Origin of the sequence: Oceanobacillus sp. M65, from assembly GCF_052246275.1 — a bacterium.
GTDB classification, from domain to species: domain Bacteria; phylum Bacillota; class Bacilli; order Bacillales; family Amphibacillaceae; genus Oceanobacillus_B; species Oceanobacillus_B jordanicus.
Genome location: NZ_JBQQCJ010000002.1, coordinates 740,314 through 762,190, shown reverse-complemented (window position 1 = coordinate 762,190; position 21,877 = coordinate 740,314). Strand labels below are relative to the sequence as shown.

The following is a 21,877-nucleotide window of genomic DNA, read 5'->3' as shown; positions in this document are numbered from 1 at the left end:
GTGCAGTCAGGATCTGAAGGCAACGTAATTTGGCGAAGCGATGATAGAACAACTCATATAAAAGAGATTAAAACCGAACTATTTTATTGCAAATAGTTCGGATTATTTTACAGGCGTGTGCTTTTAGCCCGGTCTGTTCTTCATGTCGTCTCTGCTTAAAATTCAACTTCTGCAAAAAACTAGATGTCATAATTTCAGAGTGTTTTAGGATTTTGATTAATCACTTATAAGCTGTTTTGAAAATAGTTTTTTCGGAAAATAAAGAGGGAACTGGAAGGAGTCTTATAATGAAATTTACAAAGAAGCAAATTATTACCCTGATTATAGTTGTGATTATTGCGTACTTTATAGCTGCATTTAAATTACCATTTTATATTTATAAACCGGGTGGAGCAGATGCTCTTAATCCAATTGTTTCAGTTGAAGAGGGTTATCAGAGCGAAGGAGATATGCACCTAGTTACAGTAAGTGGAGGACAAGCTACTCCGATTCAATATGTGTGGGCAAAGCTTCTTCCACACCATCAAATCCTCCCGATCGAAGAGGTAAGGCCAGAAGGTATTTCGGACGATGAATACATGCATGCACAGCTACAGATGATGGAAAATTCTCAGGAAGCTTCCACCGTGGTGGCATATGAGGCAGCGGACAAGGAGATTACAATCGACTATAATGGTGTCTACGTTGTTTCAGTTGTGGAAGGCATGCCTGCAGAGGGGAAATTGGCAATGGGAGACAGGATAATTGGAATTGACGGGGTAGACGTTAAAGAAGCGGATGACCTCATTAGCTATGTAGAAAGTAAAAATGCGGATGAGACTATAGAAGTAGAATTTGTACGTGATGAGGAGACTCAATTTGAGGAAATACAATTACAAACCTTCGCGGATACTGAAAATAAAATTGGCATTGGTATTCAACTCGTAACAGATAGAAGTGTCTCCGTTGATCCTACAATAGAGTTCTCGAGTGGTAGCATCGGTGGGCCAAGTGCTGGTCTTATGTTCTCCTTGGAAATATATGATCAGTTGACAGAGGAAGATATAACAAAAGGTTACGAAATTGCGGGGACTGGTGAGATCGATTATGATGGAACTGTTTACCGGATTGGTGGTATTGATAAAAAAGTAGTGGCTGCGGATAAAGAAGGAGTGGACATCTTCTTTGCACCGAATGAGGAAGGCAGAGAAGACTCCAATTATCAGGTCGCTTCAGAAACAGCGGAAGAGATTGGTACTGATATGAAAGTTGTTCCAATTGACACGTTTGAAGATGCTTTAGACTATTTAGAGAAGCTTGAGCCAAGATAAAGTGAAACTTCAATCAGTGGGGGTTTTCGTTCTTCTCCCACTTAAACATCACAGCTTCACCGGGATAAATATAGAATAAAAGACCTTCCAATAGGAGAAGGTCTTTTATTTGTTAATTAAAAGTGGGGGCATTAACTCTTGTTTTTTCAATTTATGCCGAATAGCTGGAGTGAGTATGCTGTAGTAGGCATTGCTGGCCCTTTCTTCTAATTGTAATAAGGGATTATCCTGGCGTGATAGTTTAGAAACCAATGGTACATTCATTTGTTTTTTAGCTTTGTTAAGATAAGCTTGTCCGTTTTTTGTTAAACCTAATATACGAACATAAGGAACGCTATGGTTACTAACTAAAGGCGCAATTTCTTCTTTTCTTACGTTTGCTAGAATAAAAACAAAAATACGTTGGAGTCTAGTCCAAGTATAGCGTTTTGTTTTTACAGCTTCTACCCATTCATGGAAGGAGCGAGCATGCATTGCCGTCTTTTTAATTCGATGCTCCAGTCCTTCTTCGACACCATGGATGTTAGCAAGTTCTCCCGGAGTCATCGTCATAACACGATACTGGAGGAGGTCAAAGTAATGCTCCCAAGTGTGCCATTGTCCTGATTCGCTTTTGTATTCAGATAATTGGTCAATTGTACTAGTTGGTATTGCGTGTGCCACTTGATTCGTAAGGGTATTGTGCTCATGAAGGACTTTGCGAATACTTGTTGCGCTAGCTATCGACCCTGTGATATCTTCGTCGTGATAGCCGTTGTTTGTTCGCTTAATGGTAAGGGGTTCTATCTTGAATTCATTTTTAAGAATTGTCTTGACATAACTGTATCCAAGGATATTATTTGGCTTTGTAAGGTCCATACTGTCTTCAGACAGGCCGATTTCCTGGTAGGCATGGCGACTAGCTTCAGGAAAGGAAAATCCTTTGGCTAATCCTGCTTTTAGTTCCGTAGTGTAAAGTTTCTCACTGCCTTTTAAGTATTCATAGCTGTTTGTGAAATCAGATGCGTTTCCTGATTCACTACCGAAGCAAATACTTGATACACCAATTTCATGTAATGTATGAATGGCCCCTTTTGCAAACAGATCACTACTTTGCACTGCAAAAGCGAAGGGGAGTTCTATTACAATATCGACGCCTGATAAAAGTGCTGCTTTTGCCCGGTAAAACTTGTCCATTATTGCAGGTTCTCCTCTTTGGAGGAAGTCGCCACTCATTACAGCAATGATACAGTCAGCATCCGACGCTTTACGAGCCTCCTGAATATGATAGGCATGTCCATTATGAAAAGGATTATATTCTACAACTAAGCCACATGCTTGCATTATAACAACCCCTGTATGTAAGATGGTAATTATTGTATCAAAAAAAGCTACTTTCTGCACGATTATCCCAATTAGGAAAGGGAATAATGGGAATATAGTCTGCTGTATTCCTTGGTACGAAATAGTGAGCCTGTTTTTTATTAACTCAAGATATATTATTAAGTAAATGTGTAAAGAAAATATGTTGACAAAAGTCTATTTTTCTTTTAAAATAACTCTTGTTGCCTAGAGGTGATTACATTGAAATTAACATTGGCGCAAATTAGAAAAAGTGCTTATAGTGAACCTTTCGCTTTTGATGAAATGGTGAACGTTTCAGATTTAGAAGCAATGAACAACGATATTCGGGAAATAAACCCAGTTCGTGTTCAGGGACAGTGCTTCTTGCAGGGTGAACAAATTATTGTTTCATTTAAAATAAGCGGAAAGATGATTTTGCCATGTGCACGTACATTAGTGGATGTCGATTATCCCTTTGAGATCAAAGTGGATGAGGTATTTACCACATCCTCTTACTATGATGAAGAGGAAGAAATTCATCCAATTGACGGGGAGGTACTTGACTTAACTCCCTATATAAAGGAGAATATTCTCTTAGAGGTTCCTTTTCGGGTTTTTGCTGAAGATACAAGTGGTCAGGATGCTGCTCCTTCTAAGGGTGCGGGATGGGAACTTGTTTCTGAGAAACCAGTAGAAGAGACGATCGACCCACGTTTTAAAAAACTAGAGTCATTATTTGAAGATAAAAAGGAAGACAAGTAAGGATTACTGTTCTGTGTTGTTTTCTTTTTATGAAGGAGGTGTAAGTCATGGCAGTACCTAAAAGAAGAACGTCAAAAAAAGTTAAAAACCAACGTCGTACTCATAAGAAATTACACGTACCTGGCATGGTAGAATGTTCAAATTGTGGAGAGTTAACTAAGCCTCACCACGTTTGTAAAGCATGCGGGCAATATGATGGTAAAGAAGTAGTAAGCAGCTAATAAATAGTATGCGTAAAAACAGGACACTATGTGTGTCCTGTTTTTTATTGTCTAGGAAACTATAATGTGTGTGTTCTATCGATATCAAACAACTGAATGTGCCATGTCTAGTTCCTGCACCCAGAAACTATGCGACTTCACGAAAATCGCCCTTGCCGGCCAACGCCGACATACCCCTTTTGCAGGGGCGTGATTCCTTTATCTCTTGCGGGGGAGCTCCATTAAAATCGCCACTTTGCGTGGCAACATGGAACCACCTGGCATGGCCAGGCGCACTCGCTACGTGGACCCAGAGGATCCGGGTCATGCCGACGTTGCCTCAGGACGAGGCGAACTTAGTCGGCGTTCCTTAATACGGGCGCCCTGCGCTTTGGTTCTTGTCAGAAAATCGCTTTACACTTTTTGTTCCTCTTGCTAAAAGGTTCTGATGCTAGAGGCAAGCTAGATTGTAAATGGAATGCCAATAAGAATCCTTTATGAATTGAAATGAGTTAGTGATTCAGCTGTCTATTAAGAATGGAAATTAAGTGGGTTACTTACTTACAGCCTTTAAAAAAAGTAGCTAAAAGGCAATATCATATTCTATCACTCCTATTTTTTGCATACATTGATAGCAAACGTATAAGGAGGGATGGTATGAATGCGACACGGCAGGATGCATGGACGCAAGACGAAGATATCATATTAGCTGAAACAGTTCTTCGACATATAAGGGAAGGGAAGACACAGCTAGAGGCTTTCAAAGAAGTTGCTAAACAGCTCTCTAGGACATCAGCAGCATGTGGATTTAGATGGAATGCAACTATCCGGAAGCATTATCAGGACGCTATACAATTTGCTAAGGAGGAAAGAAAACAGGGCGATAAGAAGCAATCCTGGGCTCACGCTGAGGGGAGTAATCCGGAACGGGATACAATTGAAACAGCGATTTCTTTACTCGAGAAGATGAGAACTGGATTTTTGGATGATTTACCTGGTAACAAGCTTGAGCAGGAGAAACGTATTGAGCGTCTTCAGCAAGAAAATGAACAGCTTCGCCAACAATTACTAAGGTATGATAATGCTTGGAAAGAGATGGGGAAGCTTTGGGATTGGGTGAAGACAGGCGCTTCTAATTAGAATGCTTTCTATAAATAAAGAACAATACAAGATGGTTTACTTCATACAAAGCAATTATAAAAATACCCATAAAAAAGACATGAATGGAATCCTCATTCATGTCTTTTCGAATCATAGAGTGTAATCCTCTTATGTGGTTTCCTTTTCTTTTACACCTTCTGGCATCCAAATAAGCGGGTTTTCACCTAGGTCACGCTCCATGTCATAGTGCGCTTTTTGAAAACCCATTTTTTCCCAAAACGTATGAGAGTTGATTCTCGGGTTTGTTTTAATTGGCAGGTTGTAGCTTTTTGCAAACTCTACCAACGCTTTCCCGTAACCTTTGCCCTGATAATCTGGTAAAACTTCCAGCTTCCAAAGGGTCAAATAGTCCTGCTTGGGTTCGAAGTATGCATCATATTTCTTCTGCACTTTATAAAGGCTCATTCTTGCAACAAGATTATCTCCAATATAGATTCCGTAAAACGGTGAGTCGTTATAATTTTCAACCATCTTGTTTTCTAAATCCTCAAGCATGGAAAGCTCCTGGTTCCCGTATTCCTTAAAATATTTAAACTTTTCAAGTGTTTTATAATTGATTAATAGATTCTCTACCTTTTGTTCCATAAAAAGCATCCCCTTTGTGTGTCGTATCATCTCTTGATATTCTGACCATTCCATGTCAATCCATAATGTAATCGTTTACTATATTCGGGTTTCTTTTTAAGCTTCTGTTAAAAGAAGTTTTAAGAGATGACATGGTTTTAGGTTACAGTATAATTATATTATAGAAAAATTCTGATGGAATTGAAAGGATTAAATAATGTTCCTTTTCAGTTTCTTTATAAAAAGGGCAACTGAGTTCCCCGGATATGTAACAGGAGCTGGCTTTCTTAGTGGAAGAAAGTGGATCATTTAGATATGCACTTTGTTACAATATAAGTTAGAATAACAGGAGATAAGAGCAGAAGGGACTAATGGAATAATGATACACTTTATAACTTATATCAGTAGTATATTTATTGTTGCTCCCTTTTTGGCAACTTGGTTAATTTATCTTGGTGCGGTTAAGCTATATAAACAGAAAAGGCGTGCTTTTTTCGCGGCCGTAAACGTTAGTACGCCATTTTATATGATTGCTATGTTGGTGTTGTTATCACACTTATTTAACATCAATGCAACCGGAATGTTGGTCATAGTATTACTCTTAATGTTGATGATCATTCTTTATTTGCAGTGGAAATATAACACAGAGGTAATACTGGGAAAGGCATTTAAGCTCCTGTGGCGTATTTGCTTTTTGCTGTTTTCCTTTCTTTACCTTTTACTGATCTTGTATGGATTGATGGACCGAATCTTTTTCTATTAAGAAAGCGCCAAACAGAATACATGAATTTTAAGGTGGATTTATGTACAATACATATTGGACATTACGAAATAAAAGGAGCACGGGGTCTATGCAGGTCGAGACACTACAGATACATAATGAAAGTAAATTACTAAAGGATTACCGTAACAACGACCCGAATATTATGCGATTTTTTGATTACCACCCATATAATGACTTCAAAAAACGTTTATCAGAACTTGAAAACCGTTCGTTTGATAGGGAGAAGCTTACTGACTTATTAAGAGTGATGAACAGCAAATGGGGCGCACCACAATCCTCGTTAGATAATATAGCAAGACTAAAGCAGAGAGAAAGTGTCGTGGTTATTGGTGGGCAGCAAGCAGGGATTTTAACTGGCCCGATGTATACGATTAATAAGATTGTCTCTATTATTCAGCTTGCAAGGCAGCAAGAAGAGGAGCTAAATATTCCTGTTATTCCTGTTTTTTGGATAGCTGGGGAAGATCATGACTTTGCTGAAATCAACCATATTTTTGTGCCAGAAATTCCTAAAATGAAAAAGTTTAAGTTATTTCAACAGGCATTAGGCAAGCAATCAGTTTCAGATCTTGAGTTGGATAAAGAAGGAACAGAGACCTGGATTTATCAATTATTTGAACAGCTGGAAGAGACCACGAATACCAAGGAACTATTCAAGACCATTTTGTCCTGTCTTGATGTGGCGAAATCCTTCACAGATTTTTTTGCGCGTCTCGTTTACAGCTTGTTTCCTAATGAGGGACTTGTTCTTATTAATTCAGCTGACAAGGAGCTTAGAAAAGTAGAGTACAAACAATTCACCTCTCTTATCCAGGCGCAGCCCGAAATAAGTAAGGGAGTTTACGGTGCAAGTGAAGACTTAAATCAATTAGGTTATTCTATCTCCTTGGAGTTAGAAAAGGAGGATGCTCATCTTTTCTATCATGAAAACGGAGAAAGAATACTACTTGTAAAAGACGAGGAAGATATGTGGGTCGGTAAACAAAACGAAGTCCGTTTTACTACAGAAGAACTACAAGAGATTGCAGTTAAGCAGCCATACAATTTGAGTAATAATGTAGTGACCCGTCCGATTATGCAAGAGCTGTTATTTCCAACACTAGCATTTATCGGGGGTCCCGGCGAGGTTGGGTATTGGGCGGTATTAAAGCCTGCATTTAAAGCAATGCAAATGAAGATGCCTCCAGTCCTGCCACGACTATCTTTTACCTTTATAGACCGGAATGTGGAGAAGGTTTTGTCTAAATATAGTATTCATGTTGAACATGCTGTCAATTATGGCGTAGAAGACATTAAACAAGACTGGCTGAATAAAAAGCAGGACCCGCCAATTCATGAGCTAAGTGTAGATATAAAGCAAAAGATCAAAGATATACACAAGCCATTGCGTGATGCGGCGAAAGTGGTACGCGCTGATCTTGGAGATTTAGCTGATAAAAATCTCCTTTATTTACAGGATACCATTGACTTTTTAGAAGGCCGAATAAACAAGACAATAGAGGAAAAGTACGCTAGGGAAATAGAAGAATTTGATTTGATTTCATTGTCATTAAGACCTGAGGGAGGATTACAAGAAAGGATTTGGAATCCTATTTTTTGGCTAAACCATCATGGAACACAATTTTTACAAAGCATTATCCATCAAGATCTTTCGATGAAAGAGTCCCATTTTGTAGTATGGTTATAGTCCCCACCATTACCCACCAATAATATTAATACATTAGAAGAGCTGCGCAGCTTTGCTGTGACAGCTTTTTTGTGTTGTTTAAATAGCTCGGTAATTGTACTTTTTATAGAAAGTTAATAATTAGTGGGAAACTAGTGGTGAATAGTGGGGGGATGTGGTAATATATATTTATGAAAGTGGGGCGAACTATATGTTCATGGGCGAATTCCAGCATAACATTGATGCAAAAGGAAGAATTATCGTTCCTTCCAAGTTCCGTGACGAGCTTGGTGAGACATTTATTGTAACGCGTGGACTAGACAAGTGTCTGTTTGCCTACCCCATGAATGAATGGAAATTATTAGAAGATAAATTAAAAAAACTCCCACTTACTAAAAAGGATGCCAGAGCTTTTACTCGGTTCTTCTTTTCAGGAGCTGTTGAATGTGAAGTGGACAAGCAGGGAAGAATAAATCTTCCACAGCCGCTTAGAGGTTATGCAGCATTGGAAAAAGAATGTGTGGTAATTGGTGTCTCAAACCGTATAGAGTTCTGGGCAAGTGAAAATTGGGAAGACTATTTTAATGACTCTGAAGAATCCTTTGCAGAATTAGCAGAGAATCTAATGGATTTTGATATTTAACTTATCCCTTAGTTGCTAATGTGAAAGGAATTGACAAAAGTAGGTGGATCGTATGTTTGAGCATTATAGTGTATTAAAGCAAGAAACAATAGAAGGATTGGCAATAAAAGCTACCGGTACATACGTTGATTGTACAGTCGGTGGCGGAGGGCATTCGGAAAGTATTGCATCACAGCTTCAAGAGGGCGGACGATTAATTGCCTTTGATCAGGACGAGGATGCTTTGCAGGCAGCCAAAGAAAGACTTTCAGCTTATAAAGATCGTATTTTGTTTATCCATTCAAATTTTAGTGGACTAGAACAAGCATTAATGGACCACGGAATAAACGAAGTGGATGGCATCTTATTTGACCTAGGTGTGTCTTCTCCACAGTTAGACCGAGGCGAGAGAGGGTTCAGTTACCAACATGACGCGGTCTTAGACATGAGAATGGATCAGAATAGTGAGCTAAATGCTTATGAAATTATTAATAACTGGTCTTATCAAAACCTCGTCTCCATCTTTTTTAAATATGGTGAGGAGAAATTTTCTAAGCAGATTGCCCGTAAGATCGAACGGCATCGTGAAGAAAAGCCAATTGAAACAACACATGAGCTAGTAGAAATCATTAAAGAAGGAATTCCAGCTGCAACCCGCCGTAAAGGTGGACATCCTGCTAAACGCGTATTTCAAGCGCTTCGGATAGCAGTAAACGATGAATTACAAGTCTTTAATGATGCGCTGCACCAGGCAGCAAGAATGACAAGCTTGCACGGAAGAATTGTGGTTATTACCTTCCATTCACTTGAAGACAGACTATGTAAGCAAGCATTTAAGAAATGGAGCACCGCAAAACCTACACCGCGGAATCTGCCAATTGTTCCAGAGTCTCATGAGGCACCATTTAAGGTTATAACTAGAAAACCTGTGATTGCGGGTGACCAAGAACTTGAAGCGAACCGCAGGTCACGTTCTGCAAAACTACGAATTATTGAAAAAGTAAAGGCTTGGGATGAATCATTTAACTATGAGGAAGGGTGGAAAAAATAATGAGCGCAAATCATGCACGTCAATGGCAACAGCCAAGGACCCAGCAAAGACCGGAAAAACAAGAAAAAGTTGCAGTAAAAGTTCAACGGCAAGGTTGGATTACAAAGGGAGAAAAAGTAATCTATTCGGCAGTAGGAGCAATGTTAATTGCAACTGGCATATTTGTCGTTTCCTTCTCATCCAGTACTGATGCATTAAACCGTGACATGCAAAGGTTAGAAAAAACAGTACAAACACAGCAAACGACCAATGAAGGGTTGCTTTTTGAAATGAAGGAATTAAGCAGGCCTGAACGTATCACCAAAATTGCAGAAGAAAATGGGCTAAAAATACAAAATACACAAGTGAAACAAACAACTGCCTATAATGAAACTGAGTAATCAGGAGAGAAAGTTATGAAAAAAAACCGTACAACACATTTCATGGCTGGTATTCTCATCATTATTTTTGTCGGTGCTTTCTTGCTTTTAACGGGTAGATTTCTCTATATCCAGGCTACTGGTGAAATAAATGATGTTTCATTAGAAGAATGGGCAGAACAGAAACGGACCTCTTCTTATACAATGGCAGCGGAGCGAGGGAAGATTTTCGACAATAATGGCATGATGTTGGCATATGACAGACCGACTTTTCGTATGTACGCAATTCTTGATGAAGCTTATACTGGGGAATCGGAAGAGCCCAAGCATGTGGTAGATCCGGAGAAAACAGCAGAGGAGCTAGCACCATTATTGGATGTTGAGGAAGAAGAACTGCTGGAAAGCTTAAAGAGCGGGATAGAAAAGGACCGTTTTCAGGTCGAGTTCGGAAATGCCGGGAAAGAGTTATCCCAACAAAAAAAGGATGAAATTGCTGCGAAAAACCTTCCAGGAATTAAATTTGAAGAAGAGGCGCTACGTTATTATCCAAATGGCATGTTCGCATCACAGGTGATTGGATTTGCCAGAGATACGGAAGTAGAAGATGAAGACGGCAATATTGTGCACGAAATTAAGGGGATTGCCGGTATGGAAAAAGTGATGGATGATATACTTAAAGGTACTGATGGTCAAATCTCTTACCAGCGGGATAAATACAATAAAAAGCTACTAGACCCAAGTGAAGTGGTCACAAAGCCGCAAGACGGTGATGACATCTATTTAACTATCGACCAAAAAATTCAAACACTACTTGAAGATGCGATGACACAAGTAGATTCTAAGTACAGTCCGGAAAGAATGAGTGCTGTCGTCATGAATCCAAAGACCGGTGAAATCGTGGCAATGAGTAACCGCCCAAGTTATAACCCTAATGATCCTAGCAATGTGGAAAACTGGTATAACGATGTGGTCTCCACACCATTTGAACCGGGTTCCACCGTTAAGATGTTTACATGGGCAGCTGCAATTGAGGAAGGTGTTTATAATGGAGAGGAAGGGTATGAATCTGGTAGCTACCAACCAAATAAACAAATAAAAGCGATTAATGACCATAACGGTGGTGCAGGCTGGGGGACGATTTCATATGACGTGGGATTCCAGCGATCTTCTAACGTAGCTGCAGCCAAATTAGCCTGGGAGAAGGTTGGGCCAGATAAATTCCTGGAATATCTAAAAGCCTTTCAGTTTGATAAAGAGACGGGGATAGATTTACCTGGAGAAGTAAAGGGAGAGATCCTTTACAATTGGCCATTAGAGAAAATTACTTCTTCTTTCGGTCAAGGAAGTACAATGACACCAATCCAACAGATGAAAGCAGCTACGGCAATTGCTAATAATGGGGAAATGCTCCAACCTTATGTGATTAAAAAAATTGTTGACCCCGGTAATGGTGAGACAGTTGAAGAAAAATCGAAAAATGTAGTGGGCAACCCGATATCTGAGGAAACAGCAGACCATGTTTTAAAATTACTTGAAACAGTTGTAAATGGGGAACATGGAACAGGAAAAATGTACAAGCTTGACGATTACACCGTTGGTGGTAAAACGGGAACAGCGCAAATACCGAATGATAAACCAGGTGGCGGAGCTTATATGAGCGGAAATGAAAATCATGTCTTTTCTTTCCTAGGTATGGCACCAATTGATGACCCACAATTAATGATGTATGTCTCAGTTAAGCAACCTGAATTAGAACCAACCGAGTCAGGATCAGACCCAGTTTCTTTCATTTTTAAAAATGTTATGGAAAACGGCTTACATTATTTGAATATAAGCCCAGATAACGAAAAAACAGAAGAAACGCAGCAAATGAAGGTTCCTAAGTTAGTAGGTGAAAACGTAAGCGACGTACAAAAGACCCTCGAGAAAAACGGTATACGTACTACAGCAGTAGGAAAAGGCGAAGTAGTTGCTGCTAGTGTGAAAGAAGGAGAAAGTATTCTGGCACATGACCATGTCATTCTAGTTACGGAAAATCCAGAAATGCCAAAAGTCATAGGCTGGTCTTTACGTGAGGTGCTACAGCTTACTGACTTGCTAGAGTTGAAAACAGAAACGTCAGGCAGTGGATTTGTCGTTACACAATCTATTAAGGCAGGCACTGCGCTTAAAAAAGAAGATTCCTTAAGTGTCGAATTGCTTCCACCAAATGAGCAGCAAGAAGAGGAAGGTGCAGGAGAAACGGAGCAAGAAGAGGAATAAGCAATAACATGAAACAGTGTTCTATTCTAATTTTACAATCATATAGTGGATACAAGCCTACCTATGAAAAGGGGATGGAAAATGAAACGCGTATCCACTGTGACTGTAAAAAAACGAATCGTTACTGTTTTTCTTTTTGGTTTACTTATTTTTAGTATTATTGATATTAGACTAGGTTATGTTCAATTTATCATAGGTGACAAACTAGTTGGACAAGCCAATGATCTATGGACGAGAGACATTGTGTTCGAACCTGAGAGGGGACAAATCCTAGATACGGACGGAGAGGTATTAGCGGATAATGTTACAGCTCCCTCTATCGTAGCAGTACCTAGACAGATTAGTGATCCAGAAGAGACGGCAGAGAAGTTGGCGGGCGTTTTAGATGTTTCAAAAGATAAAGTGCTTGCAGATATAACGAAAAATGCCTCAAGTGTAAATCTTCGTCCAGAGGGAATTAAAATTAGTGAGAAACAGGAGCTTGCTATACGAACTTTAAATATGGATGGGATATATTTAGCAAAGGATTCTAAAAGACATTATCCAAATGGAGAAGACCTTTCCCATGTTCTAGGCTTTGCTGGTATTGACAACCAAGGCCTAATGGGCTTGGAACTCTACTATGATGATAAGCTTAAAGGAGAGGAAGGAAGTCTGTCGTTTTACTCAGATGCTAAGGGGAGGCGGCTGGATAGTTTAGCAGATGTATATACACCGCCAGAAGACGGACTTAACCTAAAAACCACAATTAACTCAAAAGTACAGACAATTATAGAACGGGAACTAGATCTCGCTGTTTCAAAATATAGTCCAGATGGGGCGCTTGCTATAGCGGTAAACCCCAAAACAGGTGGTATTCTTGGAATGAGTTCCCGTCCCAATTTCCATCCGGAAAATTACCAGGATGTAGACTCCAACATTTTTGACCGAAACCTACCCATTTGGAGTACCTATGAGCCTGGATCAACTTTTAAAATCATTACGTTGGCAGCTGCTTTAGAAGAGGCAGTAGTAGACTTGGAAGAGGATGAATTCAACGATGATGGCTCGATTAGTGTTGACGGAAGTGAACTTCATTGCTGGAAAAGCGGCGGCCACGGTAATCAAACATATCTTGAAGTGGTACAAAACTCCTGTAACCCCGGGTTTGTGACTCTAGGCCAGAAGCTCGGAAAAGAAAAGCTTTTTTCTTATATCGATCAATTTGGATTTGGAGAAAAGACTGGAATTGATTTGCAGGGTGAAGGTAATGGGATCTTGTTTGCAGAAGATCGAGTTGGACCTGTGGAGCTTGCCACTACTGCATTTGGGCAAGGTGTATCTGTGACCCCAATTCAGCAGGTTATGGCAGTAGCCGCATCTGTAAATGGGGGCTATTTATATGAACCCTATCTCGCTGAATCATGGATTGACCCAAAAACAAATAAAATTGTAGAAACACATGAACCGAATGTTAAAAGAAAAGTCATTTCCGAGGAAACATCCGAGGAGGTCCGTAACGCGCTTGAAAGTGTTGTTGCGCAAGGTACAGGCCGGCCTGCATATGTGGATGGATATCGTGTCGGTGGGAAAACCGGTACTGCACAGAAAGTAGGACCTGACGGAAGATATATGGAAAATAACTACGTAGTTTCTTTTATAGGGTTTGCCCCAGCAGATGATCCAGAAATGGTTGTTTATGTGGCAGTTGATAATCCTAAAAACACGGTCCAGTTTGGTGGTGTGGTAGCAGCGCCAATTGTTGGGCGAATTATTGGTGATAGTCTTCAGGCTATGGAAGTTGAGCCACGTACAGGTGGAATGGACAAAGAATATCTCTGGCCAGAAGAGCCGAAAGTAGAAGTACCAGATTTAATTGGTTTAACGAAAGAAGAATTAGCAGAATATATGACAAACCTATCCATTGAAACAAGTGGAGAAGGCGAGTATATTATTGATCAGGCACCGGCTCCTGGTACAAAGGTAGAGCAAGGATCTAAAATGAGGATCTATTTATCCGAAAAAGATCGTTAAACGAAAAAAAATTTGCTATAATGGTTACGCATGAAAAAATCTAGCATAATGCTTTATGGGGGATAGCTAGGCGATCCCTTTATTTCATTAAATAAATTGCAATTAAATAAGAGGGTGGTGACACCCTCTTAAATTTGAATGTTACTGAGAATACATATGTAGGACATTACGAATGATAGGATGTTAGTTATGAGATTAGAGGAATTATTAGAAGAAATACCTTTTTACCATGCAAGTGCTTCTTTGGAAGGCATACAGATTGATTCTATAGAAATGGATTCAAGGGTTAACAGTCCAAATAGTTTGTTTGTTTGTATATCAGGCTATACACAGGATGGTCATGACTTTGTTGACCAGGCGATTTCAAATGGAGCCATTGCTATAATTGCTGAGAAACCAGTCAAGACCAATGTGCCAGTAATAATGGTTAGAGACACTGCCAGGGTAATGTCTATGCTTGCTGTTCGTTTTTATCATAATCCAACGAGGACGCTACCACTGATTGGTGTAACCGGCACGAACGGGAAAACGACAGTTACGTACTTGCTTGAAACCATTTTTAACAAGAATAAGCAGAAAACTGGAGTCATTGGCACGATTCAAATGAAAATTGGTGACGAAACATATCCTGTTAATAATACAACACCAGATTCGTTAAGTTTACAGAGATTTTTTAGCAAGATGCTCCATAAGGAAGTAGAGCAGGCAATCATGGAAGTTTCCTCCCATGCTTTGGATATGGGACGTGTACATGGTTGTGAATTTGATGTTGCCATTTTCACCAACCTTTCACAAGATCATTTGGATTATCATAAAGATATAGATGATTATTTACGTGCCAAAAGTCTTTTGTTTGCTCAGTTAGGGAATACTTATGCAAAACACCATCCTAAATTTGCAGTATTAAATGAAGATGATCCAGCCAGTAGCGTATTAAAGCGTAGCACTGCCCAAAATGTCTTAACCTATTCTTGTAAAAAAGAGGCAGATGTAACAGCAAAAGACATTCGCTTAGATGCAGGTGGTACTTCGTTTACTTTAAGAACACCGGTTGGTGACATTGAAATTAATTCCAAGCTAATCGGAATGTTCAATGTTTATAATATGCTTGCTGCTAGCACAGCAGCTATTGCAAAAAATATTCCACTGGCTGTTATTAAAGATGCGCTTGAAAGCATAACAGGGGTAAACGGCAGATTTGAGCCTGTAGATGAAAAGCAAAACTATGCAGTAATTGTTGACTATGCACATACACCTGATTCTTTAGAGAATGTAATGCAAACAATCAAGGAATTTGCTGAGGGAAAAGTTTATGTAGTGGTAGGATGCGGTGGAGATCGTGATCGAACAAAACGCCCTCTAATGGCAGGAATAGCCCTTCATTATGCGGATCGGGCAATTTTTACATCAGACAATCCACGTACGGAAGACCCTGCGCAAATCCTAAAGGATATGACAACAGACTTGTCGAGAAACAAAGAAGATTATGATGTAATATCTGATAGAAAAGAAGCGATTGTGCATGCAATAAAACTTGCGCAAAAAGACGATATCATTCTAATTGCAGGAAAAGGCCACGAGACTTATCAACAAATTGGTCTTGTGAAATATGATTTTGATGACCGCGAAGTGGCAAGACATGCCATTAAGACAAAGGGGATTTAACCATGTTGTTTACAACGGATTGGCTTGAGGAATTTCTCACTCCAATGACAGGAAGAAATAATCAATACGAAATATTTGAAGTAATGACAGATAGCCGAAAGAATGCGAATAATGCATTGTTTATCCCACTTATAGGTGAAAATTTTGATGCTCATACCTACTTGGAACAAGCTGTGGAGAATGGAGCAGTCGCAACGATCTGGGACAAGGGCAAGCCATTACCAGAGAAGCTTGATCCCTCCATTGCCGTCTATATGGTAGAGGATACATTAATGACCTTGCAGCAAATCGCTTCAAAGTATAGAGATCTAGTAAATCCTAAAGTTATTGGGATTACAGGATCAAATGGGAAAACGACAACCAAGGATATGGTGGCTTCTATCATGAAAACCACTTTTATGACCCATCATACCCAAGGGAATTTTAATAATCACATAGGGTTACCACTAACTATTCTTTCTATGAAGCGGGAGACAGAAGTTCTTGTATTAGAGATGGGAATGAGCCAGGCTGGAGAAATCGATACCTTAACACGTATCGCCCGCCCAGATTATGCCCTAATTACCAATATTGGTGAATCTCACATTGAGTATCTTGGTTCTAGAGAAGGAATAGCGAAGGCAAAATTAGAAATAGAAAATGGATTGAAAACTAATGGCATACTATTGTTGGATGGTGACGAGCCATTGCTTTCTTTCAAACACAAGCATGCAAATGTTGTGACATGTGGTTTTGAGCCAGGTAATGAACATGTTATTACCTCGGTCCACATAAGTCATAATAAGACGGACTTCGAGGTGGATGGTCAATCTTATACCATACCTCTACCAGGAAAGCACCATGCAAAAAATGCTGCTTTAGCGTTGTCTGTATGTGGAAAACTGGGTGTTACACAAGAATGCATCCAGAAAGGGTTGCTGGACCTGGAAATGACCTCCATGCGTTTTCAACTTCTGGAAGGTAAACAGGATGTAGCAATTATTAATGATGCTTATAATGCTTCTGCAACTTCCATGAAGGCAGCAATTGAAGTAGTAAAGCAAATGGAAGGTTTTAAGAAGAAGGTTCTTGTTCTTGGTGACATATTAGAACTTGGTGATTATGCAGAGGAACTGCATCGATCTGTAGCGGATGCAATTGAACCGCCTGTTGACACTGTGTATACCTATGGGGAGAGTGCCAATTGGATCTCATCTGAGCTTCAAAATAAAGGAACAGACATTGAGATAGAGCATTTTACAACAAAGTTAGCCCTTATCGAAGCACTTCAACCATACTTAAATAAAGAAACACTTATTTTATTCAAAGCATCAAGAGGATTAATGTTTGAAACAATGGTAGAGGCAATTAGCTAGCCACTACCGATGGACGGTTAATCTACAAGGAGGAAAAGTAGTGAAAATTTCAATATTATTAATTACAATTGCAATAGCATTTTTAATTACCGTCCTTTTATCTCCGATATTTATTCCATTTTTAAGAAGATTAAAGTTTGGACAAAGCATTAGAGAAGAAGGGCCAAAATCTCATCTCAAGAAAACAGGTACACCAACAATGGGTGGTCTTATGATTGTCTTTAGTGTTGTGATCACATCCATCATTATGGCATTAAAAGCAGGTGCTGAAGGGATCGGTTATGAACTTTGGCTCTTAATTTTTGTTCTGCTTGGCTATGGACTACTCGGATTTTTGGATGACTTTATTAAGGTAGCAATGAAGCGTAACCTTGGCTTAACATCAAAACAAAAAATGGCTGGTCAAATAATTATCGCACTTGTTTTTTATTTTATTTTACAGAGTCAGGGCTTTGATACATATATTCAAATCCCAGGCACCTCATTACAGTTTGAACTAGGGTGGGGCTATGCCATTCTTATAATTGTCATGTTAGTGGGCGCTTCAAACGCTGTAAACTTAACAGACGGTTTAGATGGTTTGTTGGCTGGAACTGCTGCCATTGCGTTTGGAGCATTTGGTATTTTAGCATGGTACGGGTTCCCGCAAAATGAGGTTGCAATATTCTCGTTAGCAGTCGTCGGGGCGTTACTCGGTTTTCTAGTGTTTAACGCTCATCCCGCTAAAGTATTTATGGGAGACACTGGATCCTTAGCTCTAGGTGGGGCAATTGCTGCTATCGCAATTTTAACTAAACTGGAAATAATTCTTGTTATTATTGGCGGGGTTTTTGTCATTGAAACACTCTCAGTCATAATTCAAGTAATTTCCTTTAAAACGACTGGTAAAAGAGTGTTCAAAATGAGTCCATTGCATCACCACTATGAATTACTCGGATGGTCTGAGTGGCGAGTAGTTACGACTTTCTGGCTTGTCGGGCTTGTTTTTGCCGCGCTTGGTATATATATAGAGGTGGGATTAAATTGAAGCAGCTAACCGATTTTCCATATTCTAATGTATTGGTGCTTGGTTTAGCCAGGAGTGGAACGGCAGCTGCCAATGTACTACTTGAAAATAGTAAAAACGTCCGGATTAATGATATGCATGCAAGAGAAGACGACGAAACGGTTGAAGAGCTTAAGTCTAAAGGTGCTGAGGTGATATTAGGAACACACCCCCTTCATGTCCTTGATGGGGTAGATATCATTGTAAAAAACCCGGGGATCCCTTATGATAACATCATTTTGGCAGAAGCGATGAAGAGAGACATACCTATCATTACCGAAATTGAGCTTGCTGGACAATTAGCAGATGGGGAAATCATTGCGATAACTGGTTCAAATGGGAAAACCACTACCACAACATTAACAACTGAAATGCTTTCAGAAAGTAATTTAGCTGTTAAAGTAGCAGGTAATATCGGGTTGGTTGCTACGGAAGTCGCTCAGACCGTCGAAAGTGACGAGTCACTTGTCTTAGAGCTCTCTTCTTTTCAATTACTCGGGATTCAACGATTTAAACCGAGTATTGCCGTGGTTCTTAATATTTTTGAGGCACACCTTGATTATCATAAAACGATGGAAAACTACATGGAGGCAAAATTTAATATATTTCGGAATCAAACGGAAACCGATTATCTCGTTTATAATGCCGATGATACTAAAATTGTAACGGCAATTGAAAAAGCTCCTTCTCTAAAGGTACCTTTCTCTGTTACACAGCGCCTTTCTAACGGTGCTTGGATGGACCAAGACTATTTGTATTTCCGTGAAGAGAAAGTTGTGCCAGTGGCCGATATTGTGCTTGTCGGGGAGCATAACCTGGAGAATATTTTAGCGGCTATTGCAGCTGCAAAGTTACGCGGTGCTACAAATGAAGGAATTCACAAGGTGCTTACCACTTTTTCAGGTGTTAAACATCGTCTGCAATTCGTAGATAACATCAAACAAAGGCTGTTTTATAATGACTCTAAAGCAACGAACATGTTGGCAACACAAAAAGCACTCTCATCCTTCAAGCAGCCTGTTATTCTGTTAGCAGGGGGGCTTGATAGAGGGAATGATTTTCAAGCGCTTTTGCCATATTTAAAACATGTAAAAGGGTTGGTCGTCTTCGGACAAACCGCTGAAAAACTGAAAAAGCTGGGCGAACAGGCAGACATTACGAATATTGTATTTGCTGAGGATGTAGAGGATGCAGTTGTAAAAGCATACCAGGTTTCAGCAGAAGAAGATGTCATTTTATTATCACCAGCATGTGCAAGCTGGGATCAATATAGAACCTTTGAAGAAAGAGGTGACATGTTTATACAAGCCGTGCATAGACTGAAATAGGGGGCTTGTCTTAAACAGTCAAATTTAATCAACTAAATTGGTAGATAACACCCCCGTCTCATATAAGTAGAAGGGGTGTTTTTTGTTGAGAAAAATGATAAAGGATTCAAACGCACCTGATTATATACTGATTGCTGTGGTACTTGGTTTATTAACAGCTGGAATTGTTATGGTGTATAGTTCTTCGTACGTATGGGCAGATTATAAGTTTGATGACTCCATGTATTACTTAAAAAGACAGTTATTATTTGCTGGTGCTGGTATCGTTGCAATGATCGTCACGACACTTGTACCTTATGGAACTTGGAAAAAGTATGCCAAAATCATACTTATCACATGTTTTGTTCTTTTGTTACTCGTTCTAATCCCTGGGGTAGGAATGGTAAGAGGAGGAGCGCAAAGTTGGATCGGTGTTGGAGCATTTAGCATCCAGCCATCTGAGTTTATGAAATTAGGATTAATTATATTTCTGGCAGCCTATCTCGCATCAAACCAAAAATACATTACCTCATTTAAAAAAGGCTTTTTTCCTTCTATCATGCTTATTTTTACGGCATTTGGACTTATCATGCTGCAGCCTGATCTTGGGACTGGAATGGTGCTAGTGCTCACGTGTATGGTGATGGTTTTTGTGGCAGGGGCAAGGCTTTGGCATTTTTTCGGACTAGCTGGGCTTGGGGTGTTAGGGTTTGTCGCATTGATTGCATCTGCTCCGTATCGAATTAGTAGAATAACCGCTTTCTTGAATCCCTGGGAAGATCCTTTAGGTGATGGCTTTCAGATTATACAGTCTTTATATGCAATTGGCCCAGGAGGTTTAATGGGGTTAGGTTTGGGGGAAAGTCTTCAGAAGTACTTTTATCTACCAGAACCGCAAACCGACTTTATTTTTGCAATACTAGGAGAGGAATTAGGTTTTATTGGCGGAAGTGCCGTCATTGGTTTGTTTCTCCTATTGCTTTGGCGAGGTATTAAAATAGCACTTGATGCACCAGATGCATTTGCCCGCTTCTTAGCACTTGGTATTATTTCTATGCTTGCCATTCAGGCAATGATTAATATTAGTGTGGTAATTGGTTTAATTCCTGTTACAGGAATCACGCTACCTTTCCTTAGCTATGGTGGTTCTTCCTTAACTTTAACCTTATGCTCGGTTGGAGTACTATTGAATATTAGTAGATATTCAAAAATCTAAGTTAGTATACAGGGGGATTTAAAACTGGTAAAAATTAATAGGTGATTAATCTTAAAAACTTGATAAACTATGATTGTATACTACATTTCCATAAGGAATTTGTGATATAATTCATGTAACAGGAAACATTGGCTATTTCTAGTCGAAACTCTTTGTTAATTTTTTATAAAGGAAGAAATGGAGATGAGCCAAAAGAAGATTGTTTCAATCGAGGATCGTATCCCAAAACTGAAACAGGCAAGAAAAAAGAAAGCGAATCGTCGTTTAGTATTCTACCTTTCTATTTTTTTCTTATTAATTTCAATTATTGCTTATTTACAATCACCTTTGAGTGATGTAAAAACAATAACGATTAAAGGTAATACATTTTTATCCGATAATGAAATAGAGGAATTAAGTGGTCTCACAACAAATACGAATATCTGGAGCCTTAACAAAAAAGAAATTCGCGCAGAAATAGCCGCAAATCCCATTGTTGATTCAGTAGAGGTCTCCAGACAGCTCCCGCGAACTGTGGAAATAGAGATAAAAGAATTAAGTCGGGTAGGGTATGCCACCCAAGATAGTAACTACTATCCTGTGTTAGGAAACGGCACAGTGCTAAAAGATGCTGGTCAAAAACTTTCTAACGGGGACGCACCATTATTGCTCGATTTCAAGGAAGAAGAATATTTACATAGGATGACAGCAGAGCTTGAGAAGTTACCAACTAATATTCTGAAATTAATTTCGGAAATTTATTGGGTGCCAACTGACGAGAATAAGAATAAAATTATGCTCTATATGAATGATGGCTTTATGGTAGATGGTACGATTAGGGACTTCGCGGAAAAAATGAGTGTGTATCCGTCCATTGTTTCCCAGCTTGAAGAGGGAAACAAGGGGATTATTCATATTGGAGTTGGAGCTTACTTTGAGGCGTTTACCGATTCTGAGAGTCAAGAGAACTCCGAAGAGGATAGTGAGGATGCTACAGATTAACTTTACTCGATTTATATTTGCAGTCATATAACGAGTCTGGTAAACGAAATATATATAGTAAGTGTCTGGATTTGTTAAAATACAATAAAAAGTAGCAGAAAAATAAAGGAATCAGCTATTTCTTGTGGAATTACCTATAATATATTTCTTTTTCTAGGATATTACTTTAAAATGATATGTTATCAGATAGAATTATAGAATACTTAAACAAAACACAAAGATGAAGTTTGC

Annotated in this window: 19 protein-coding genes; 17 read left to right on the top strand and 2 right to left on the bottom strand. The window is 39.3% G+C overall.

Features of this window, described 5'->3' with window-relative positions; genetic code table 11:
* Positions 1-287: 287 nt before the first annotated feature.
* Positions 288-1,310, top strand: coding sequence for a SepM family pheromone-processing serine protease (locus tag ACTWPF_RS11450; protein WP_106896567.1), 1,023 nt, complete (start codon positions 288-290; stop codon positions 1,308-1,310).
* Positions 1,311-1,415: 105 nt separating this feature from the next.
* On the opposite strand, the gene ACTWPF_RS11445 is transcribed toward ACTWPF_RS11450, so the two are convergent.
* Positions 1,416-2,633, bottom strand: a complete 1,218-nt coding sequence (locus tag ACTWPF_RS11445) for a nucleotidyltransferase (protein ID WP_443149192.1) — start codon at positions 2,631-2,633, stop codon at positions 1,416-1,418.
* A gap of 240 nt (positions 2,634-2,873) precedes the next feature.
* Here ACTWPF_RS11445 and ACTWPF_RS11440 point away from each other — a divergent pair, with 240 nt between their 5' ends.
* The 3 genes from ACTWPF_RS11440 to ACTWPF_RS11430 all read left to right on the top strand — a co-directional run bounded on the left by ACTWPF_RS11440 (position 2,874) and on the right by ACTWPF_RS11430 (position 4,735).
* On the top strand, positions 2,874-3,395 hold the full coding sequence (locus ACTWPF_RS11440) for a YceD family protein (RefSeq protein WP_443149191.1): 522 nt from the start codon (positions 2,874-2,876) through the stop codon (positions 3,393-3,395).
* A 47-nt stretch (positions 3,396-3,442) separates the two neighbouring features.
* Positions 3,443-3,616, top strand: coding sequence for a 50S ribosomal protein L32 (gene rpmF, locus ACTWPF_RS11435; protein WP_036573267.1), 174 nt, complete (start codon positions 3,443-3,445; stop codon positions 3,614-3,616).
* Positions 3,617-4,252: 636 nt separating this feature from the next.
* Entirely contained in the window at positions 4,253-4,735 is a 483-nt protein-coding gene (locus ACTWPF_RS11430; protein WP_106896570.1) for an RsfA family transcriptional regulator, read from the top strand.
* Between the two features lie 129 nt (positions 4,736-4,864).
* On the opposite strand, the gene ACTWPF_RS11425 is transcribed toward ACTWPF_RS11430, so the two are convergent.
* Complete coding sequence (locus ACTWPF_RS11425) at positions 4,865-5,341, bottom strand: N-acetyltransferase (protein ID WP_106896571.1); 477 nt, start codon at positions 5,339-5,341, stop codon at positions 4,865-4,867.
* A gap of 358 nt (positions 5,342-5,699) precedes the next feature.
* Here ACTWPF_RS11425 and ACTWPF_RS11420 point away from each other — a divergent pair, with 358 nt between their 5' ends.
* The 13 genes from ACTWPF_RS11420 to ACTWPF_RS11360 all read left to right on the top strand — a co-directional run bounded on the left by ACTWPF_RS11420 (position 5,700) and on the right by ACTWPF_RS11360 (position 21,646).
* Positions 5,700-6,083, top strand: coding sequence for a DUF3397 family protein (locus tag ACTWPF_RS11420; RefSeq protein WP_443149190.1), 384 nt, complete (start codon positions 5,700-5,702; stop codon positions 6,081-6,083).
* Positions 6,084-6,171: 88 nt separating this feature from the next.
* On the top strand, positions 6,172-7,791 hold the full coding sequence (gene bshC, locus ACTWPF_RS11415) for a bacillithiol biosynthesis cysteine-adding enzyme BshC (protein WP_443149189.1): 1,620 nt from the start codon (positions 6,172-6,174) through the stop codon (positions 7,789-7,791).
* A gap of 190 nt (positions 7,792-7,981) precedes the next feature.
* Positions 7,982-8,413, top strand: a complete 432-nt coding sequence (gene mraZ / locus ACTWPF_RS11410) for a division/cell wall cluster transcriptional repressor MraZ (protein WP_036576323.1) — start codon at positions 7,982-7,984, stop codon at positions 8,411-8,413.
* A gap of 52 nt (positions 8,414-8,465) precedes the next feature.
* Positions 8,466-9,443, top strand: coding sequence for a 16S rRNA (cytosine(1402)-N(4))-methyltransferase RsmH (gene rsmH / locus ACTWPF_RS11405; protein WP_106896574.1), 978 nt, complete (start codon positions 8,466-8,468; stop codon positions 9,441-9,443).
* On the top strand, positions 9,443-9,823 hold the full coding sequence (ftsL, locus tag ACTWPF_RS11400; RefSeq protein WP_106896575.1) for a cell division protein FtsL: 381 nt from the start codon (positions 9,443-9,445) through the stop codon (positions 9,821-9,823). Before rsmH ends, ftsL begins: the two co-directional genes overlap by 1 nt.
* 15 nt (positions 9,824-9,838) lie before the next feature.
* Entirely contained in the window at positions 9,839-12,064 is a 2,226-nt protein-coding gene (locus tag ACTWPF_RS11395) for a penicillin-binding transpeptidase domain-containing protein (RefSeq protein ID WP_443149188.1), read from the top strand.
* Positions 12,065-12,145: 81 nt separating this feature from the next.
* Positions 12,146-14,077, top strand: a complete 1,932-nt coding sequence (locus tag ACTWPF_RS11390) for a stage V sporulation protein D (protein ID WP_443149187.1) — start codon at positions 12,146-12,148, stop codon at positions 14,075-14,077.
* 189 nt (positions 14,078-14,266) lie between these two features.
* Complete coding sequence (locus ACTWPF_RS11385; protein ID WP_238020864.1) at positions 14,267-15,742, top strand: UDP-N-acetylmuramoyl-L-alanyl-D-glutamate--2,6-diaminopimelate ligase; 1,476 nt, start codon at positions 14,267-14,269, stop codon at positions 15,740-15,742.
* Between the two features lie 2 nt (positions 15,743-15,744).
* Positions 15,745-17,097 (top strand): UDP-N-acetylmuramoyl-tripeptide--D-alanyl-D-alanine ligase, encoded by a 1,353-nt coding sequence (locus tag ACTWPF_RS11380; protein WP_443149186.1) that lies wholly within the window; start codon positions 15,745-15,747, stop codon positions 17,095-17,097.
* Between the two features lie 40 nt (positions 17,098-17,137).
* Complete coding sequence (mraY, locus tag ACTWPF_RS11375; RefSeq protein ID WP_106896580.1) at positions 17,138-18,124, top strand: phospho-N-acetylmuramoyl-pentapeptide-transferase; 987 nt, start codon at positions 17,138-17,140, stop codon at positions 18,122-18,124.
* Positions 18,121-19,470 (top strand): UDP-N-acetylmuramoyl-L-alanine--D-glutamate ligase, encoded by a 1,350-nt coding sequence (gene murD, locus ACTWPF_RS11370; protein WP_106896581.1) that lies wholly within the window; start codon positions 18,121-18,123, stop codon positions 19,468-19,470. The genes mraY and murD overlap by 4 nt, the downstream gene beginning before the upstream one ends.
* A 94-nt stretch (positions 19,471-19,564) precedes the next feature.
* Positions 19,565-20,665, top strand: coding sequence for a stage V sporulation protein E (gene spoVE / locus ACTWPF_RS11365; protein ID WP_106898511.1), 1,101 nt, complete (start codon positions 19,565-19,567; stop codon positions 20,663-20,665).
* Between the two features lie 183 nt (positions 20,666-20,848).
* Positions 20,849-21,646 (top strand): cell division protein FtsQ/DivIB, encoded by a 798-nt coding sequence (locus tag ACTWPF_RS11360; RefSeq protein WP_443149185.1) that lies wholly within the window; start codon positions 20,849-20,851, stop codon positions 21,644-21,646.
* Positions 21,647-21,877 lie beyond the last annotated feature (231 nt).